Source organism: Aliidongia sp., assembly GCF_035943795.1.
Classification (GTDB): domain Bacteria; phylum Pseudomonadota; class Alphaproteobacteria; order ATCC43930; family CGMCC-115725; genus Aliidongia.
On sequence record NZ_DASZBY010000086.1, the window covers coordinates 14,567 to 29,092 of the forward strand.

11 protein-coding genes are annotated in these 14,526 nt (G+C 67.4%); 6 read left to right on the plus strand and 5 right to left on the minus strand.

What is annotated here, in order from left to right:
• Window positions 1-8 precede the first annotated feature (8 nt).
• Complete coding sequence (locus VGV37_RS15695) at window positions 9-1,583, plus strand: peptide ABC transporter substrate-binding protein (protein WP_326880631.1); 1,575 nt, start codon at window positions 9-11, stop codon at window positions 1,581-1,583.
• Between the two features lie 52 nt (window positions 1,584-1,635).
• Entirely contained in the window at window positions 1,636-2,301 is a 666-nt protein-coding gene (locus VGV37_RS15700) for a tRNA-uridine aminocarboxypropyltransferase (RefSeq protein ID WP_326880632.1), read from the plus strand.
• A 52-nt stretch (window positions 2,302-2,353) separates the two neighbouring features.
• Here VGV37_RS15700 and VGV37_RS15705 read toward each other — a convergent pair whose 3' ends face one another.
• From VGV37_RS15705 to VGV37_RS15715, 3 genes are all read right to left on the minus strand, one after another.
• Entirely contained in the window at window positions 2,354-3,538 is a 1,185-nt protein-coding gene (locus tag VGV37_RS15705; protein ID WP_326880633.1) for a response regulator, read from the minus strand.
• A 227-nt stretch (window positions 3,539-3,765) separates the two neighbouring features.
• Entirely contained in the window at window positions 3,766-5,001 is a 1,236-nt protein-coding gene (locus tag VGV37_RS15710) for a DUF1501 domain-containing protein (protein ID WP_326880634.1), read from the minus strand.
• A 20-nt stretch (window positions 5,002-5,021) separates the two neighbouring features.
• Complete coding sequence (locus VGV37_RS15715) at window positions 5,022-6,467, minus strand: DUF1800 domain-containing protein (RefSeq protein WP_326880635.1); 1,446 nt, start codon at window positions 6,465-6,467, stop codon at window positions 5,022-5,024.
• Between the two features lie 219 nt (window positions 6,468-6,686).
• Here VGV37_RS15715 and VGV37_RS15720 point away from each other — a divergent pair, with 219 nt between their 5' ends.
• The 3 genes from VGV37_RS15720 to hutG are packed head-to-tail and all read left to right on the plus strand — an operon-like array spanning window position 6,687 to window position 8,865.
• Window positions 6,687-7,409, plus strand: coding sequence for a glycosyltransferase family 2 protein (locus VGV37_RS15720; RefSeq protein WP_326880636.1), 723 nt, complete (start codon window positions 6,687-6,689; stop codon window positions 7,407-7,409).
• A gap of 11 nt (window positions 7,410-7,420) precedes the next feature.
• The gene (locus VGV37_RS15725) at window positions 7,421-8,077 is read left to right on the plus strand and encodes a TVP38/TMEM64 family protein (RefSeq protein ID WP_326880637.1); all 657 of its coding nucleotides are present in this window, start codon (window positions 7,421-7,423) and stop codon (window positions 8,075-8,077) included.
• Window positions 8,074-8,865 carry an N-formylglutamate deformylase gene (gene hutG, locus VGV37_RS15730; protein ID WP_326880638.1) on the plus strand — a complete coding sequence of 264 codons (792 nt, stop codon included), beginning with the start codon at window positions 8,074-8,076 and terminating at the stop codon, window positions 8,863-8,865. The genes VGV37_RS15725 and hutG overlap by 4 nt, the downstream gene beginning before the upstream one ends.
• Window positions 8,866-8,895: 30 nt before the next feature.
• Here the strand turns inward: hutG and glcF are convergent, their stop codons facing one another.
• The gene (gene glcF, locus VGV37_RS15735) at window positions 8,896-10,185 is read right to left on the minus strand and encodes a glycolate oxidase subunit GlcF (RefSeq protein WP_326880639.1); all 1,290 of its coding nucleotides are present in this window, start codon (window positions 10,183-10,185) and stop codon (window positions 8,896-8,898) included.
• Between the two features lie 4 nt (window positions 10,186-10,189).
• A complete protein-coding gene (glcE, locus tag VGV37_RS15740) occupies window positions 10,190-11,380 on the minus strand; it encodes a glycolate oxidase subunit GlcE (protein WP_326880640.1) in 1,191 nt (396 codons plus the stop codon).
• A gap of 320 nt (window positions 11,381-11,700) precedes the next feature.
• On the opposite strand from glcE, the gene VGV37_RS15745 reads away from it, so the two are divergent.
• Window positions 11,701-14,526, plus strand: a 2,826-nt coding sequence (locus VGV37_RS15745) for a TonB-dependent receptor plug domain-containing protein (RefSeq protein ID WP_326880641.1), incomplete at its 3' end; no start/stop codon positions are given.

Consider the following 14,526-nt stretch of genomic DNA (forward strand, 5'->3'; position numbering starts at 1 on the left):
AGAAGCCGGTGCGGAGTTTCGGAGCTGCCGTCGGGGCGCTGATCCTCGCGATCTGGTCGATCGCCCCTGCCTTGGCGGACGAGCGGGTGCTGCGGCTGATCGCGCCCAGCGAGGTCGAGACGCTCGATCCGCACCTGCGGACCTGGGCGGCCGAGCGGATCGTCACGACCATGATGCTGGACGGGCTGACGCGCGAGGACGTGAACGGCGATCCGGCGCCGGCTGGCGCCAAGTCCTGGGACATTTCCGCGGACGGCCGCCAATACACCTTCCATCTGCGGCCGGATGTGAGGTTCAGCGACGGCCGGCCGGTCACGGCCGACGATTTCGTCTATGCGTTCCGGCGTCACGTCGATCCGAAGACCGGCAGCCAATCGACCAGCGCGGTCGAGTCGATCCAGCATGCCCGCGATTGCCTGAGCGGCAAGCTGCCGCCCGATGCACTGGGCGTGACCGCGGTCGACGACCAGACCCTGGTCGTCATGCTGTCCCACCCCTCGCCCTTCTTTCTCAACTGGGCCACCCTGCTGATCCCGCTCGAACATGAGGATATCGCGCGCTGGGGCGCCGGCTGGACCGAACCTGGCCACATGGCCTCGAACGGTCCCTTCGTCCTGGCCGCCTTCCACCGGGGCGGCACGATCGAACTCGTGCGCAACCCGACCTACTGGAACGCGGCGAACATTAGGCTCGATCGCATCAAGCTGATCGTGGCGCCCGGCCATTCGGCGGCGCGGCAGATGTTCGCGGCCGGCGAAATCGATGCGATCAACCTCACCGACGACGAGGTGAAGGCGGAGCGCGCGACGCTCGGCGACCAGATGAAGATGCAACCGCTCAACCGCATCGCCTATTATTTCTTCAACATGACGACCGGCCCGCTCGCCGAGCAACAGGGCCTGCGCCGGGCGCTGGCCTTGAGTTTCGAAACGGAAGCAGTTGCGCGCAAGCTCGCCATGCAGACCGGGGAGCCCGCAAATTCGCTGATCCCGCGCAGCTTCCCGGCCTATGCCCACCCTCGCCTGGATTTCGCCAGCCACCCGATGGCCGATCGTCTTGCGGAAGCGCGGCGGCTCTATGGCGAAGCGCATTACGGACCGCAACGGCCGCTCACGGTCAACCTGGTCGAAGGCAGCAGCAAACGCTGCCAGGTCGTCGCCGACCTCTGGCGGGCGAACCTCGGGCCCGATATCCACTGCACCATCATCGAAGACGATGCCGCCCGGCTCGCGGCCTACCGGCGGGGCGAGTTCGACATGGGCCTGATGGTCGAGAATGCCGCGGCGCCCGATCCGCTCGAACTGCTCGAAAGCTTCCAGAGCAGTTCGCCGAATCCCGGGAACGCAGGACATTATCAGAATGCCACGTTCGACGACCTGCTGCGCCAGGCCGACGGCAGTGCGGATTTTCTGTCCCGCGCCGAAAAACTGGCGCGTGCCGAGCGGATGCTGCTGGACGACCTGCCGGCCATCCCGATCGCCTATGGCCGCATCGCCTATATCGTCAGCCCCCGGATCAAGGGATTCCGCGTGCTACCGTCCCGTAGCCTGTTCGTCGACGGCGTGACGATCGAGACTCCTTGATGGAACGCAAGGGCTCTCGACACGTGCCGGCAAACCGGCTTACCTCCCGCCCATGGACCTGGAAACCCCACCCGCCGAAATCTGCCCGCGCTGCCTCAAGGCGGCGCCGCTTTGCGTCTGTGCCGACATCGAAGCGATCGCCAATCGCGTCTCGGTACTCATCCTGCAGCATCCGCAGGAACAGGATCGCGACCTCGGCACCGCCCGGCTGGCCGCGCGTCATTTTCAGAACGTCACCTTCAAGGTCGGCCTCAGTTGGCCGAATCTGGCCAAGGCGCTCGGCCGCCCGGTCGCGGACCCGAAACGCTGGGGCGTCCTTTATCTGGGTCCCGCGACCTTGCCGCCCGAGGCACGCGAGCGGGAATTGGTCGTACTCGATCGGAAAGGCGGCCTGGATCTGGCCCAGGACGACGTGCTGGCCTCGCTCGATGGGGTCGTCCTGCTCGACGGCACCTGGAGTCAGGCCAAGGCGCTCTGGTGGCGCAATGCCTGGCTGCTCAAGCTGCGGCGCATCGTGCTCGAGCCCAAGGCGCCGTCGCGTTACGGCAAGCTGCGCAAGGAACCGCGGCGCGAAAGCATTTCGACCCTGGAAGCGACGGCGATCCTGATGAGCCGACTGGAACGGCGGCCGGATCTTCAGACGCGGATGATCGCCAGCTTCGACGCTCTGCTGCAACGCTATCGTGACAGCCGCAGGAAGCCGCCGATCGAAATTTAAGGCTGCGTGCCGACCGGGCCGCTTCCCCTGCCGCGAAGAATCTCTGCGCGCATCAGGCGACCGTGTCCTGCGGCAGGAAGCGGTCCGACAAGGCCGACTGTGCCACAGACAGGACCGGCCGGAGCCGATCGATTTCCTCGCCGAGCGATGGCCCTTCCACCGAGCGGCATGTCGTCTCGATGCGGCGTGCCGCGGCCGCCAATTGGACGGCACCAACGTTCGCCGCCGCGCCGGCGAGACTGTGGGCCTCCCGCTCCAGGCTCGCCAGATCGTCACGCGCGATGGCGTCGGCCATGCGCCGCAACCGCTGGTCGGCATTGTCGAGAAAGGCCCGGATCATCGCCGCGAATTTTGGGGCGGCAATCCGCGTTTCGAGGCCGGCCAGCCGGCTGTCGTCCAGGATCAGGACGCCTTCCGGTTCGATCGTCGCGCGAGCCGTTCGTGGGAGTTTCGCCTGGTCGTCCTGGCCTGCGACGATCCAGCGGGCCACGACGGCACGCACCGCGTCCAGTTCGAATGGCTTTGACAGATAGTCGTTCATGCCGGCCGACAGATACCGCTCGCGGTCGCCCTCCAGGGCGTTGGCGGTGAGCGCGATGATCGGCGTCGTTTGATTGAGGCCGGTACTGCCACGCAGTCGCCGGGTCGCCTCGATGCCGTCGAGCCGCGGCATCTGCACGTCCATCAGGATGGCATCGAAACGTTCGAGAGCGGCTTTCTCCAGGGCTTCGATGCCATCTTCGGCGATGGTGACCGCATAGCCATCGCCCTCCAGCAAGGTAGCGGCGACCATCTGGTTGATCCTGTTGTCCTCGACCAGCAACAGCGCCAGACCCGCCGCTGCGGTCGAGCGCCGCGGGGTGGCGGAAACCGGTGGTGTTCCCCCGATGTCGAACAGGCCCTCCAGCACCGACAGCAACGGCGCGCGCTGGATCGGCTTGGCCAGGATGGCGTCACAATGAGCCGACGTCGCGCTATCGACGGGTGCAGCCAGAATGAGACGCATGGCGATACGGCCGTTGTTGGAGCGCAGCCGGGTCGCGGCGGCGACGTCCGGCATCCCGGGCATCATCTGGTCGATGATGGCGAGATCGAACGGCGCTCCCCGCGCGGCCGCCCGATCGAGCGCCGTCAGGGCCTCGTGAGCGGAATCCGCCTCGCTCACCTCGATGCCGAAAGTTTCGAACAGGGAACGCAGGGCACGGCGGCTGGGCGCGGTGTCGTCGACGACGAGCACCTTGATCGTGCCAAGCCCCTCGGAGGCCCGGACTCCGTCTCCTGGGCCAGCTTCGATTTTCGATGATTTCAGCTGCGCTGCAGCCATCCGGAGCCTGTCCCATCACGCCGCCGCGATTCGGAGACTGCATACCTACCGGAAAACGACGACGCTGTCTCTGCCTGATACTCGGGTCGCAACTCTATGATTTTAATAACGAAATATCCCCAACGAATGGATGTGCGATCTTACGTGCGGACGAGGCCGGCCAAAGGTCGGACCGCAGCGCTGTCGGGAAAGACGGTCGTGTCGAGATGCGCCGTGGAGACCCCCAGATGGTCGCGCAGCACGCCCTTGGCGACCGCGCGCAGGTCCGTCGCCATGCGCAGGCCGCGGTTTTCCTCGAGCTGCGCCAAGCCCGGCCAATCGCCCGCGATGCGGCCGCCCTTGATAGCCCCGCCCAGCAGCAGCGCCACCGACGCGGTGCCGTGATCGGTGCCGTTCGTGCCGTTCGGCGCCACTGTCCGGCCGAATTCGGTCATGACCAGGACGATGGTTCGACCCCAGGCCGGACCGAGGCTGATCTTGAGCTGGGCCAGGCCTTCGGCCAATCCGCGCAGATTGTCGGCGAGCCGCCCCTTGACCGTTCCCTGGCCGACATGGGTGTCCCAACCGCCCATGTCGATCACCGCCACGCGCGGGCCGTCCGGCGCGGCCAGGAGCCCGCCGGCGGCCTCGGCCATCGGCCTGAAGGCGCCGGGTCCGTAGCCGCCGGCCTTGGCGAAGCGCGGCTTGCCGTCGTCGCCCATGGCGCCAACGCCCAACACTTCGTCGGACAGGTTCTGCGCCTTGATCCCGTCGGCCAGCGCCGGGCCCAGCAGCTTGTCGCCGGCATACATCCGGGTCAGCGAGGCCAGCAGCGTCGGATCGGCGGCTTTGAGGTTCGGCGGCTCCCAGGACGCCACCGCGACGCCACCGCGCAACATCAACGGCACCGACGGACCGACCGCGAGGCCCAGCCGGCGCTGGCGATCGGTGCCCTGGATGTCGGCCAGCGCGCGGTTGAGCCAGCCTGTGGGGGCGCCATGCCGCTCGACCAGGCCCATCTCCAGCAGGTCCTGGGCATCGAAATGCGATCGGGTGTGATAGCCGCCGGCCGTGGCCGGCACGATCAGCAACTCGCCGGCGCCCCAGAGCGGCTGGATCGGCGCCAGGGCTGCGTTGAGCGCGAAGGTATGGTCGAGCGCCAGGATCCCATCCGCCTGACCGGGCATCGGCAGGGCAAGGCCGGCGCGGCGATCGGCATAGTGCGGATCGCCATAGGGAGGCACCGCGGCGAGGCCGTCGAGCGCACCGCGCAGCATGACGACCACCAGCCGGTTTTCGATCGGCGCCGACGCGTAGGCAATACGCGGCAGGTTCAGAACGGCCAGCCCGGCACCAGCACCGAGGCTGCCCAGAAGGCGACGGCGGCTTAGAAGCATCTCACGAGAAATCATGGCGATCACCGGCGTTGGAAGGCGGGGCTGGCCAGCAACATGGCGAGCGCGATCGGCCGGCTTTCGGCCCGGGCGATCGCCTGGTGCTGGTCCGGCGCGATCGTGTCACCCAGCACCGCGCCGGACAGGGCGGCCGGATCGATGTCGTTGCCGACCTGGTCGGCATAGGTCTGCGCCCATTCGACCCGGCGCAGCACCGCCTCGGGCCCGATCCAGGAGGCGGCATCATCGGGCCAGCCGGCGGGGGACGGCGCCATGTGCAGCCCCTGGCCCAGCCGGTCGAGCGTGCGGACCGCCTGCTCCGGCGGCAGCGGCCTGCCGGTCGCCCGGATCGCCGAGGCGACGAAATCGAACGGGGTCTTGATCTTCTGCTGATAGGCGCTCCAGGCTTCCGGCTGGTCGATCAGTGCCGCGCTTACGGCACGAAGGTCGCCGCCGGTCTGCAGGAACACCTGGGTCAGCCGGTCGACCGCGGCTGGCGGCGGCTGGTCGGCGATGAAATGGATGGCGAGCTGCCGCGCCAGGTGGCGGGCGGTGGAGGGGTGACGGGCGATCATCCGGATCGCGTTCAACCCCTCGTCCATCCCCGCCTCCGGATAGGTCCGGCCCAGGAACAGCTTCGATCCGGGCTCGTGGATCGCCGGCACGAACCGGAACCGGCCTGGATCTTCGGCCTGCGGACCGCCGATCGACCAGCCGGTCAGGATGCGGGCCAGCGCCCGCACGTCCTGTTCGCCATAGCCGCCATCGACGCCCAGCGTATGCAGCTCCAGCAACTCGCGGCCGAGGTTCTCGTTGAGGCCGCGCTTGCCGCGGGAGCCGACGCGCGACTCCGGGCCGACCGAAACCCAATTGTCGAGGTAGAGCCCCATGGCCGGATGCTGCACGACCGCCAGCACCATGTCCTCGAAGCGGCCGCCGACATGGGGCCGGATCGCCTCGCGCTCGAAGCTGCCGGCCAGCGGGCGCACGACGGGACGGACGCCCGACACGGTGAAATGATTGGCCCAGAAGCTGACCAGCCGCTCGACGAACGGCGTCGGGCTGGTCGTAACCGCATCGAGCTTGGCCGCCGTTTCCTGGAGGACCGCCTGGCGCAAGGCGCGCTGGTCGGGACCGGGCGGCAGGCCTTTCGCCGTGGGCGGCTCGGCCATGGCATTCACGCTCTCATCCGTCGGCCCGCCGCGACCATCGGCGCCGTGCGGGCTGTTTTCCATACGGGCACGCCGGGGCATCTCGCCCTCGGCATGGGCAAGCCTGCGCTGCTGCTGAATCCGCTGGTACGTGACGACCAGTTCGGTCGAATTCGGCAATCCCGCAAAGCCGGCCGGCACTTGCGGTCGCAATAGCTGGGTCTTCAGCCAGCCACGCGGATCGGCCGCGATCGCGCTCGTGCCATCGGGCCCGGCGCCATAGCCGAACCGTGAAGCGGCAATGATCGCTGGATTCATTACAGAACCTCGAAAGGATATGGGGTATCGATATTTGGCCGTGACTGGCCAACCATCCCATGATCGGAAGTAATACGCAGGCTCAGGGCTCGGCATCCCCGCCGCGCTGGCCAGGATTGTCCGCCGGTCGGGCCGAAGCCGTTTGGTACGACCCGACAAAACGTGGTACACGCCGCCGCTTCCGCACGAATAATCGACCAGCACAGGACCGGCCCCGCCTTGGATCTCTCCGTCGTCATTCCCGTCAAGAACGAGGCCGAGAACCTGGCGCCGCTGATCGCCGAGATCCATGCGGCGCTCGACGGTCTCGTCCCGTTCGAGATCGTCTATGTCGACGACGGCTCGACCGACGACAGCGCGCTGCGCCTGGCGGAAATGCAGCAGAGCGATCCGACCCTTCGCGTGCTGCGCCACGCCAAGAGTTGCGGCCAGAGCACGGCGGTCCGGACCGGCGTCAAGGCGGCGCGCGGCCGTTGGGTAGCGACGCTCGACGGCGACGGGCAGAACGACCCGGCCGATATCCCGAACCTGTGGCGCATGGCGCAGGCGGCCCCGGCCGGCCGGCCGGCGATCTTCTGCGGCCATCGGGCCAAGCGCCGCGATACCGCCGTCAAACGTTTTTCCTCGCGCTTCGCCAACGGCCTGCGCTCGCGCCTGCTGGGCGACGCCACGCCCGACACCGGCTGCGGGCTGAAGCTGTTCGAGCGCGCGACCTTCCTCGACCTGCCCTATTTCGACCATATGCACCGCTACTTGCCGGCGCTCGTGCTGCGCATCGGCGGAACGGTGGTTTCGGTCAAGGTCAACCATCGGCCGCGCGAGCGCGGCAAGTCGAATTACGGCACGATCGACCGGGCATTGGTCGGCATCGTCGACCTGTTCGGCGTGATGTGGCTGCAGCGCCGCGCCAAGGTGCCGGTGCTGCTCGACCCCCAGGCCTAGGAGCGACGCCGGTGCCGAAGCAATGGGGCCGTTTCGTCAGGGTCTTCCTGCTGGCCCTGGTGATCGTCGCCGTCGGCCTGGTCTGGCGCGAGCGCGCGGAATTCCAGCCGGCACACCTGAAGGCACTGATCGCCGGCAATGCCTATGCGCCGCTGATCTTCATCGCGATCCATGTCGCGGCCAGCCTGCTGTTCGTGCCGCGCACGCCGCTGTCGATCGCCGCCGGCCTGCTGTTCGGCCTGTGGTGGGGCGCGTTGTGGGCGGTCAGCGGCGCCATGGCCGGCTCGCTCGCGGGATTCGCGCTGGCCCGCTACGTCAATGCCGGCTGGATCAAGCCCGAGCGCCTGCCGAAACTCGGCGAGTTGCTGGCCCGGGTCGAGCGCGGCGGCTGGCGCGCGGTAGCGCTCATCCGCGTCGTGCCGATCATGCCGCACACGCCGGTCAATTACGCCTTCGGCCTGTCGCGCGTGTCGCTGCGCGACTACATGCTGGGCTCGCTGATCGGCCAACTGCCGATCACGCTGTTCTGCGTCGATGTCGGGGCCGCCGGCGGCCAGGCGCTGACCGGCTCGATGAACTGGGTCGAACCCACCCTGGTCGGGGTCGGCGCGCTAGCCCTCTCCCTCGTCCTGCCCAAACTCGCAGCGCTGCGCCGGGATCAGCCATGACAGAGATCCATCGCTTCACCCAAGGCAGCGTCCCGGTGCTGGTCAGCATGCCCCATATCGGCACTGCGCTGATGCCCGGCCTTGCCGACCGCCTGTCCGACGCGGCGCTGCCGCTGGGCGACACGGACTGGCACCTGCCGCGGCTCTACGACTTTCTCGACGAGCTCGGCTGCAGCCGGCTCGAAGCCTGCCACTCCCGCTTCGTGGTCGATCTCAACCGGCCGCCCGACGATGCGCCGCTCTATGCCGGCGCCACGACCGGCCTGATCCCCGACATCCTGTTCGACGGTACGCCAGCCTATCGTCCCGGCGCCGGGCCCGATGCGGCCGAGCGTGCTCAGCGACTGGAGACCTACTGGCGGCCCTACCATGCCAAGCTCGAAGCCGAACTCGACCGCCTGGTCGCGACCCACGGCGGGGCGGTGCTGCTCGACGCCCATTCGATCCGCGGCATCGTGCCCCGCCTGTTCGAGGGACGCCTGCCCGACTTCAACATCGGCACTGCCGACGGCAAGAGCTGCGCGCCCGACCTCGCCCGCCGCGTGCTCGACATCCTGGGTGCCGCCCCCGGCTATACGGCAATTCTCAATGGCCGCTTCAAGGGTGGCCACATTACGCGCCACTATGGCGATCCGTCGCGCGGGCGCCACGCCGTCCAGCTGGAACTGGTCCAGGCGACCTACATGGACGAGACCGCACCCTACGCCTTCCGCCCGGATCTGGCCGCCGGCGTGCGGCCGCACCTGCGCCGTTTCGTCGAGATGCTGGTGGCGTGGGCGCAGGGGTAGGTCCGTCGGCGTCGGAATGATCGGAACATATCAGGCCCCCAGCCCCGCCGGCTTCGGCCCCCCGGTCGCCCAGTCCAGCAATTCCACCGTATGGACGATCGGCACCCCGGTGCCGCTGGCGATCTGGGTGATGCAGCCGATGTTGCCGGCGGCGATCAGGTCCGGTGCGGTCGACAAGATATTCGCCACCTTGCGCGCCTTCAGCTGTTCTGCGATATCCGGCTGCAGCAGGTTGTAGGTGCCGGCCGAACCGCAGCACAGGTGGGCTTCCGGCACTTCCTTGACCGTGAAGCCGGCTGCGGCGAGCAGCGCCTTCGGCTCGGTGCGGATCTGCTGGCCATGCTGCAGCGAGCAGGCGGCGTGATAGGCGACGGTCAAGCCGGAAGGGGCCGGCACCACACCCAGCCCCAGTTCGGCCATCACCTCGCTCACGTCTTTGGCTAGTGCCGCGACCACAGCGGCTTTCTCGGCATAGGCCGCGTCGGTGCGCAGCATGAAGCCATAGTCCTTGAGCGTCGTGCCGCAGCCCGACGTATTGACGATGATCGCATCGAGGCCGTCGCCCTCGATTTCACGCATCCAGGCGTCGATATTGACCTTGGCCGCCGCGTGCGAGGCATCGGTCTTGCCCAGGTGATGGACCAGAGCCCCGCAGCAGCCGGCGCCAGCGGCCACCACCACGTCGCAGCCGTGGCGGGTCAGAAGGCGGATCGTCGCCTCGTTGATGCCGGGCGCCAGCACCTGCTGGGCACAGCCGTTCAGTAGTGCCACCCGCTTGCGGCGCGGCCCGATCGCCGGGAAGACCTGCGGCTTGTCGACCGGTGACGGCGACGGCAGATGGCGCGGCGTCAGCCGCAGCATGGCCTGCAGCCGCTTCGGCAGCAGCGGAGCCAGAGGCCGGGCGAGACCGGCGCCGAGCAGCGCCAGCCGGAACAGGCCGGGCCGCGGCAGGACGAGTGCCAGTACGCCTCGCAGCATCCGATCGAGCAAGGGGCGCTGGTAGGTCTCCTCGATCCAGGCGCGGCCGTGATCGACCAGGTGCATGTAATTGACGCCCGACGGGCAGGTCGTCATGCACGACAGGCACGACAGGCAGCGATCGACATGCTTCACCACCTCTTCGGTCGCGGGCTTGTCCTGCTCCAGCATGTCCTTGATCAGGTAGATGCGGCCGCGCGGACTGTCGAGCTCGTCGCCCAGCAGCACATAGGTCGGACAGGTCGCGGTACAGAATCCGCAATGGACGCAGTTGCGCAGGATCTGTTCCGAATCCCGGATATCCGGATCGGCGAGCTGGGCCAGGGAGAAATGCGTCTGCATCGGGCTAGACCCCTTGGACCATGCGGCCGGGATTGAGGATGCCGAGCGGATCGAAGCTCGCCTTGACGCGCCGGCTGAGCGCGGCCAGTGCCTCCGGTTCCGGTTCGAACACCGCGGTTTGCGCCCGCACGTCGGCCCCGGCGCGGATGAGTGTCGCGTGGCCCTGCCCTCCCTTGGCCTGCCGCACGCGCGCAGCACCCCCGTCGGGCGAGGCCGGCAGCGCCAGCCAGACGAGCCCGCCGGCCCAATCGAGATAGGCCTCGGCCTCGGGCAGCGCGGCCACGAGCCGCGCGCCATCGAGCGGTGCGACGGAGGCACGCCAGACATCGCGCGACGGGTCGGCGGCAAAGGGCTCCCCATTGCCGACGGACCGCCAGAACGCGTTGGATACCGGTCCGTCGAGCCGATCGGCTGCGCCGGGGATGAGTGCCGTGAGCGCGGTCAGCCGGTAGGCGACCGATTCGGCAAGACCCTCGAAACGCAGGGCGGTCACGGACGCGCCTTCGCCCACGCCGAGACGGCCGGCCAGCGGCCCCGGCAGCCAGGCCGCACCGGAGACTTCGTTCGAACTGCCCAGTGCCGCCGCCATCGATCCGGCCGCGGTCGCGGCATCCTGGCCCAGCAGCAGCAGCGTGGCGGCCGCCTCCGGCCGGGGCAGCACCTTGAGTGCGACTTCGGTCATGACCGCGAGCGTGCCGAACGAGCCCGCCATCAGCTTCGACAGGTCGAAGCCGGTGACGTTCTTGACGACCCGACCGCCGGCCTTGAACAACTCGCCCCGGCCGCTGACCGCCTGGAAGCCCAGCAGATGATCGCGGGCTGCTCCGGCCGTCAGCCGGCGCGGCCCGGCCAGATTGCAGGCGACGACGCCGCCGATCGTCTGAGTGCCGGTCGCGGTGCCCAATAGCATGCCCCAATCCGGCGGTTCGAACGCCAGCTGCTGACCCTTCTGGGCCAGCGAATGCTCGATCTCCACGAGGGTGGTACCGGCCTGGGCCGAGAGCACCAGCTCCTCAGCCTCGTAGAGCGTGATGCCGCGCAATCCGGCAAGCGACAGGCGCTGGACGGCGTCGACCGGCCGGCCCAGCCCACGCTTCGTTCCGGCGCCCATGATCTCGAGCGAGGTTTGCGCGGCCGCCGCAGCGGCAACGGCCTCCTGCACGGCGGCGACGCTGTCAGGTGTCAACTCACTCATCGATCGGCTTCTCGTTTCGGCGCGACTGGATGACGGGCGCGACTTCCCCCAGGAGAATCCTTTTAGCCCGATCGTGGCCCGCTTGCACCATCTCGCGACGACCCGCAGCCCCAAGCGTCATCACCGTCCGAACGTGCTCGAAACCGGCCAAATCGGCGCGACCCCGTCGAACGAGGGCGGCATCGTCACGGAAATGACGCGGATACGAAGGGCCGATCATCCGGCCCCGCTCCGCGATCGGGGTAAATCTGGGGGTTTTCATGGTCTCGAATTACAGGGGAAAGCGCTCGTCGACGCTCGATCATCGACTTAGAGGTTCCGTGGCGGCCGTCCTGCTGCTGGGCTTGGTGCCGGCAGCATCGGCATTGGCGCAAACCGCACCGCAAACCGAAACGATCGAAGTCACCGGCTCGCGCATCAAGAACACCGATGCCGCGAGCGCCAATCCGATCACGGTCGTCACCAGCGAGCAGATCAACAAGACCGAGGCCGTGACGGTCGAGCAGTTCCTGCGCAAGTTGCCGGATATCGACTTCACTGGCGGCATCAGTCAGAACGACAATAACGGCGGCTACGGCGCCTCGAACCTCGGCCTGCGCAATCTCGGCCCGCAGCGCACGCTGATCCTGGTCAACGGCCAGCGCTTCATCTTCACCGACTCCAACGCATCGGCGAACGCGGTCGACCTCAACAACATCCCGACCTCGATGGTCGACCGCATCGAAATCCTGCGCGACGGCGCGTCGTCGGCCTACGGCGCCGACGCGGTCGGTGGCGTGATCAACATCATCACCAAGCAGCATTTCAGTGGTGTCGAGGTCGGCGGCGGCGTCGGCGAGACCAGCTACGGCGACGGGGTGCGCTACAACGTCTATTCGACCGTCGGTGCCGACTTCGATCGTGGCAACATCATGATCAACGTCAGCCACGACCACCAGGACGCCGTGTCCAATGCCGCCCGCGCCTGGGCGGCCAGCGAACATCCCGAGGCCGACTCGAACGACTACAGCAGCGCCTCGGGCCGTGTTCCCGGTGCGCAGGGCACCGTCAATCCCGGCACGTCCACCGCCGCGAAGTTCTACTGGTACGGTACCGGTGCGTCGGCATTGTCGACCAATCCGATCCTTGCAAAAAACGCCTACACGCTGGGCAACCCCATCGCCGGCGGCGCGTTCTCCGGCGGTCAGCTGCCCCCGGGCGTCATCGCCGTGCCGGGTGCCGTCCTGTTCGACTATCTGCCGACCGAAGGGCTGACGTCCGGACTGGACCGCACCCAGATCAATCTCACCTCGCACTATGATCTGGCCCCCAACGTCACGGCGATCTTCGAGGCGTTCTATACCGATCGCCAGTCGAACCAATTGCTCAATCCCGAACCGATCGGCGCCGGCACGCCAACGCCGCAGTTCCCGGCCGCGTTCCTCATTCCGGTTCGCCTGCCCGACGGATCGCTCAACCCCGCGAACCCGACGACCCGTCCCGGTGCCGCGGGCATCTATGGCGCTGCCAACGTCGATACGCCCGTAGCACTCAGCACCCGCCGCTTCGAAAACGGGGATCGGGTCTACACGGACGACATCAACACCTCGCGCATCCGCGTCGGTCTCGAGGGCTCGCTGCTGGGCCAGTTCGACTGGCAGGCCGGCTATTTCTATGGCCGCTCGGCAGCCCAGTACAACATCGCGAACGAGGCGAATTTCGCCCATATCGCCCAGCAGCTCGGCATCAATTCCTGCGGCACCGCGGCAGCGCAGGGCTGCTCGATCGCCAACTATTTCGGCTACCAGACCCTGACGCCCGAACAGGCGCGGTACAGCGTGTTCGACAATCGGTCGAGCAGCACGCTCGAGATGCAGGACGCCTACGGCAATATCTCCGGCCCGGTCTATCAATTGCCGGCCGGTCCGTTGAATGCGGCATTCGGCTTCGAATACCGGACGGACGGCATCAACAACATTCCGGACTCGGTGGTCGCCCAGGGCGATTCCGCGACCTTCGAACAGCCGACCCAGGGTTCCTATGCCACCAGTTCGGTCTATGGCGAACTGAACGTTCCGATCCTGTCGAACCTGCCGTTCATCAAGACGCTGACCGGCGACGTCTCCTCGCGCTACGACTACAACACGACCTTCGGCCGGTCCCTCACCTACAAGATCGGCCTCGACTATGCGATCGATGACGATTTCCGCCTGCGCGGCAATCACTCGACCGGCTTCCGTGCGCCCCAGGTGAAGGAACTTTACGCCGGCCAGGCGGGGACGACGCCATCGGGAACCGACCCCTGCGCCACGAACGGCAACTACCATGGTTCGGCCGCCTGCATGCTCGACTTCCAACTGTCGGGACTCAACCCTGGCACCTCACCGCCGAGCATCATTCAGATACCGGGCATCCTGGGCGGCAATCCGACCCTCAAGCCCGAGACGTCGAACGAATGGACCTTCGGCACCGTCGTAACGCCGCACTGGGTGCCGGGCCTGACGATCACGACCGACTACTACACCGTCCTGGTCCGCAACGAGATCAGCACCTACGATCCCGTTGCCATCCTGAACTCGTGCTATGGCGGCGTCGCCTACATCATCTCGCGGGCCCAGGCCTGCAAATTCGCCAACTACGGCCATCGCGGCGGCGACGGCGGCCTGCCGCTGGTCAGCATCCTCAACGCCAACATCGGCGACGAACTCACCTCGGGTATCGACGTCAACGTCGACTATGGCTTCGATGCCTCCAAAATCGGCCTGCCGCTACCGGGCCGCATCACGCTCAGTGGTTCGGCGAACTATCTGATCGGCGACACGACTTCGGCCCAGGGCGTTTCGGTCAACAACGCCGGCACGTTCAACGGCGCCCTCAATGGCGGTACGGGGGAACCCCGTTGGAAAGCCCTGATGGGCGCGAGCTATGCCCAGGACTCGTGGTCAATGGATTTCGCCGAGCGTTATTTCGGCGGCGTCAAGAACGTCAACGTTACGCCCGACCCCGGCGTCGGCGGCAACTACGACGCAAACGGCAATCTGCTGACCTGCTCTCAGATCGGCAATCCGAAGGGCTGTGGCGACTGGGAGGGTAACGAGGCGCCGGGCGTGTTCTACACCGACGTCAGCTTCTCCTATAAATTCAAGAACGTCAGCTTGACGGTCGGT

Excerpts from the sequence above, each read along its gene's own strand:
- VGV37_RS15715 (WP_326880635.1), bottom strand. The coding sequence starts at position 6,467 with ATGAATCCAGCGATCATTGCCGCTTCACGGTTCGGCTATGGCGCCGGG.
- hutG (WP_326880638.1), top strand. The coding sequence starts at position 8,074 with ATGACAGAGATCCATCGCTTCACCCAAGGCAGCGTCCCGGTGCTGGTC.
- VGV37_RS15710 (WP_326880634.1), bottom strand. The coding sequence starts at position 5,001 with ATGCTTCTAAGCCGCCGTCGCCTTCTGGGCAGCCTCGGTGCTGGTGCC.
- glcF (WP_326880639.1), bottom strand. The coding sequence starts at position 10,185 with ATGCAGACGCATTTCTCCCTGGCCCAGCTCGCCGATCCGGATATCCGG.
- VGV37_RS15700 (WP_326880632.1), top strand. The coding sequence starts at position 1,636 with ATGGACCTGGAAACCCCACCCGCCGAAATCTGCCCGCGCTGCCTCAAG.
- glcE (WP_326880640.1), bottom strand. The coding sequence starts at position 11,380 with ATGAGTGAGTTGACACCTGACAGCGTCGCCGCCGTGCAGGAGGCCGTT.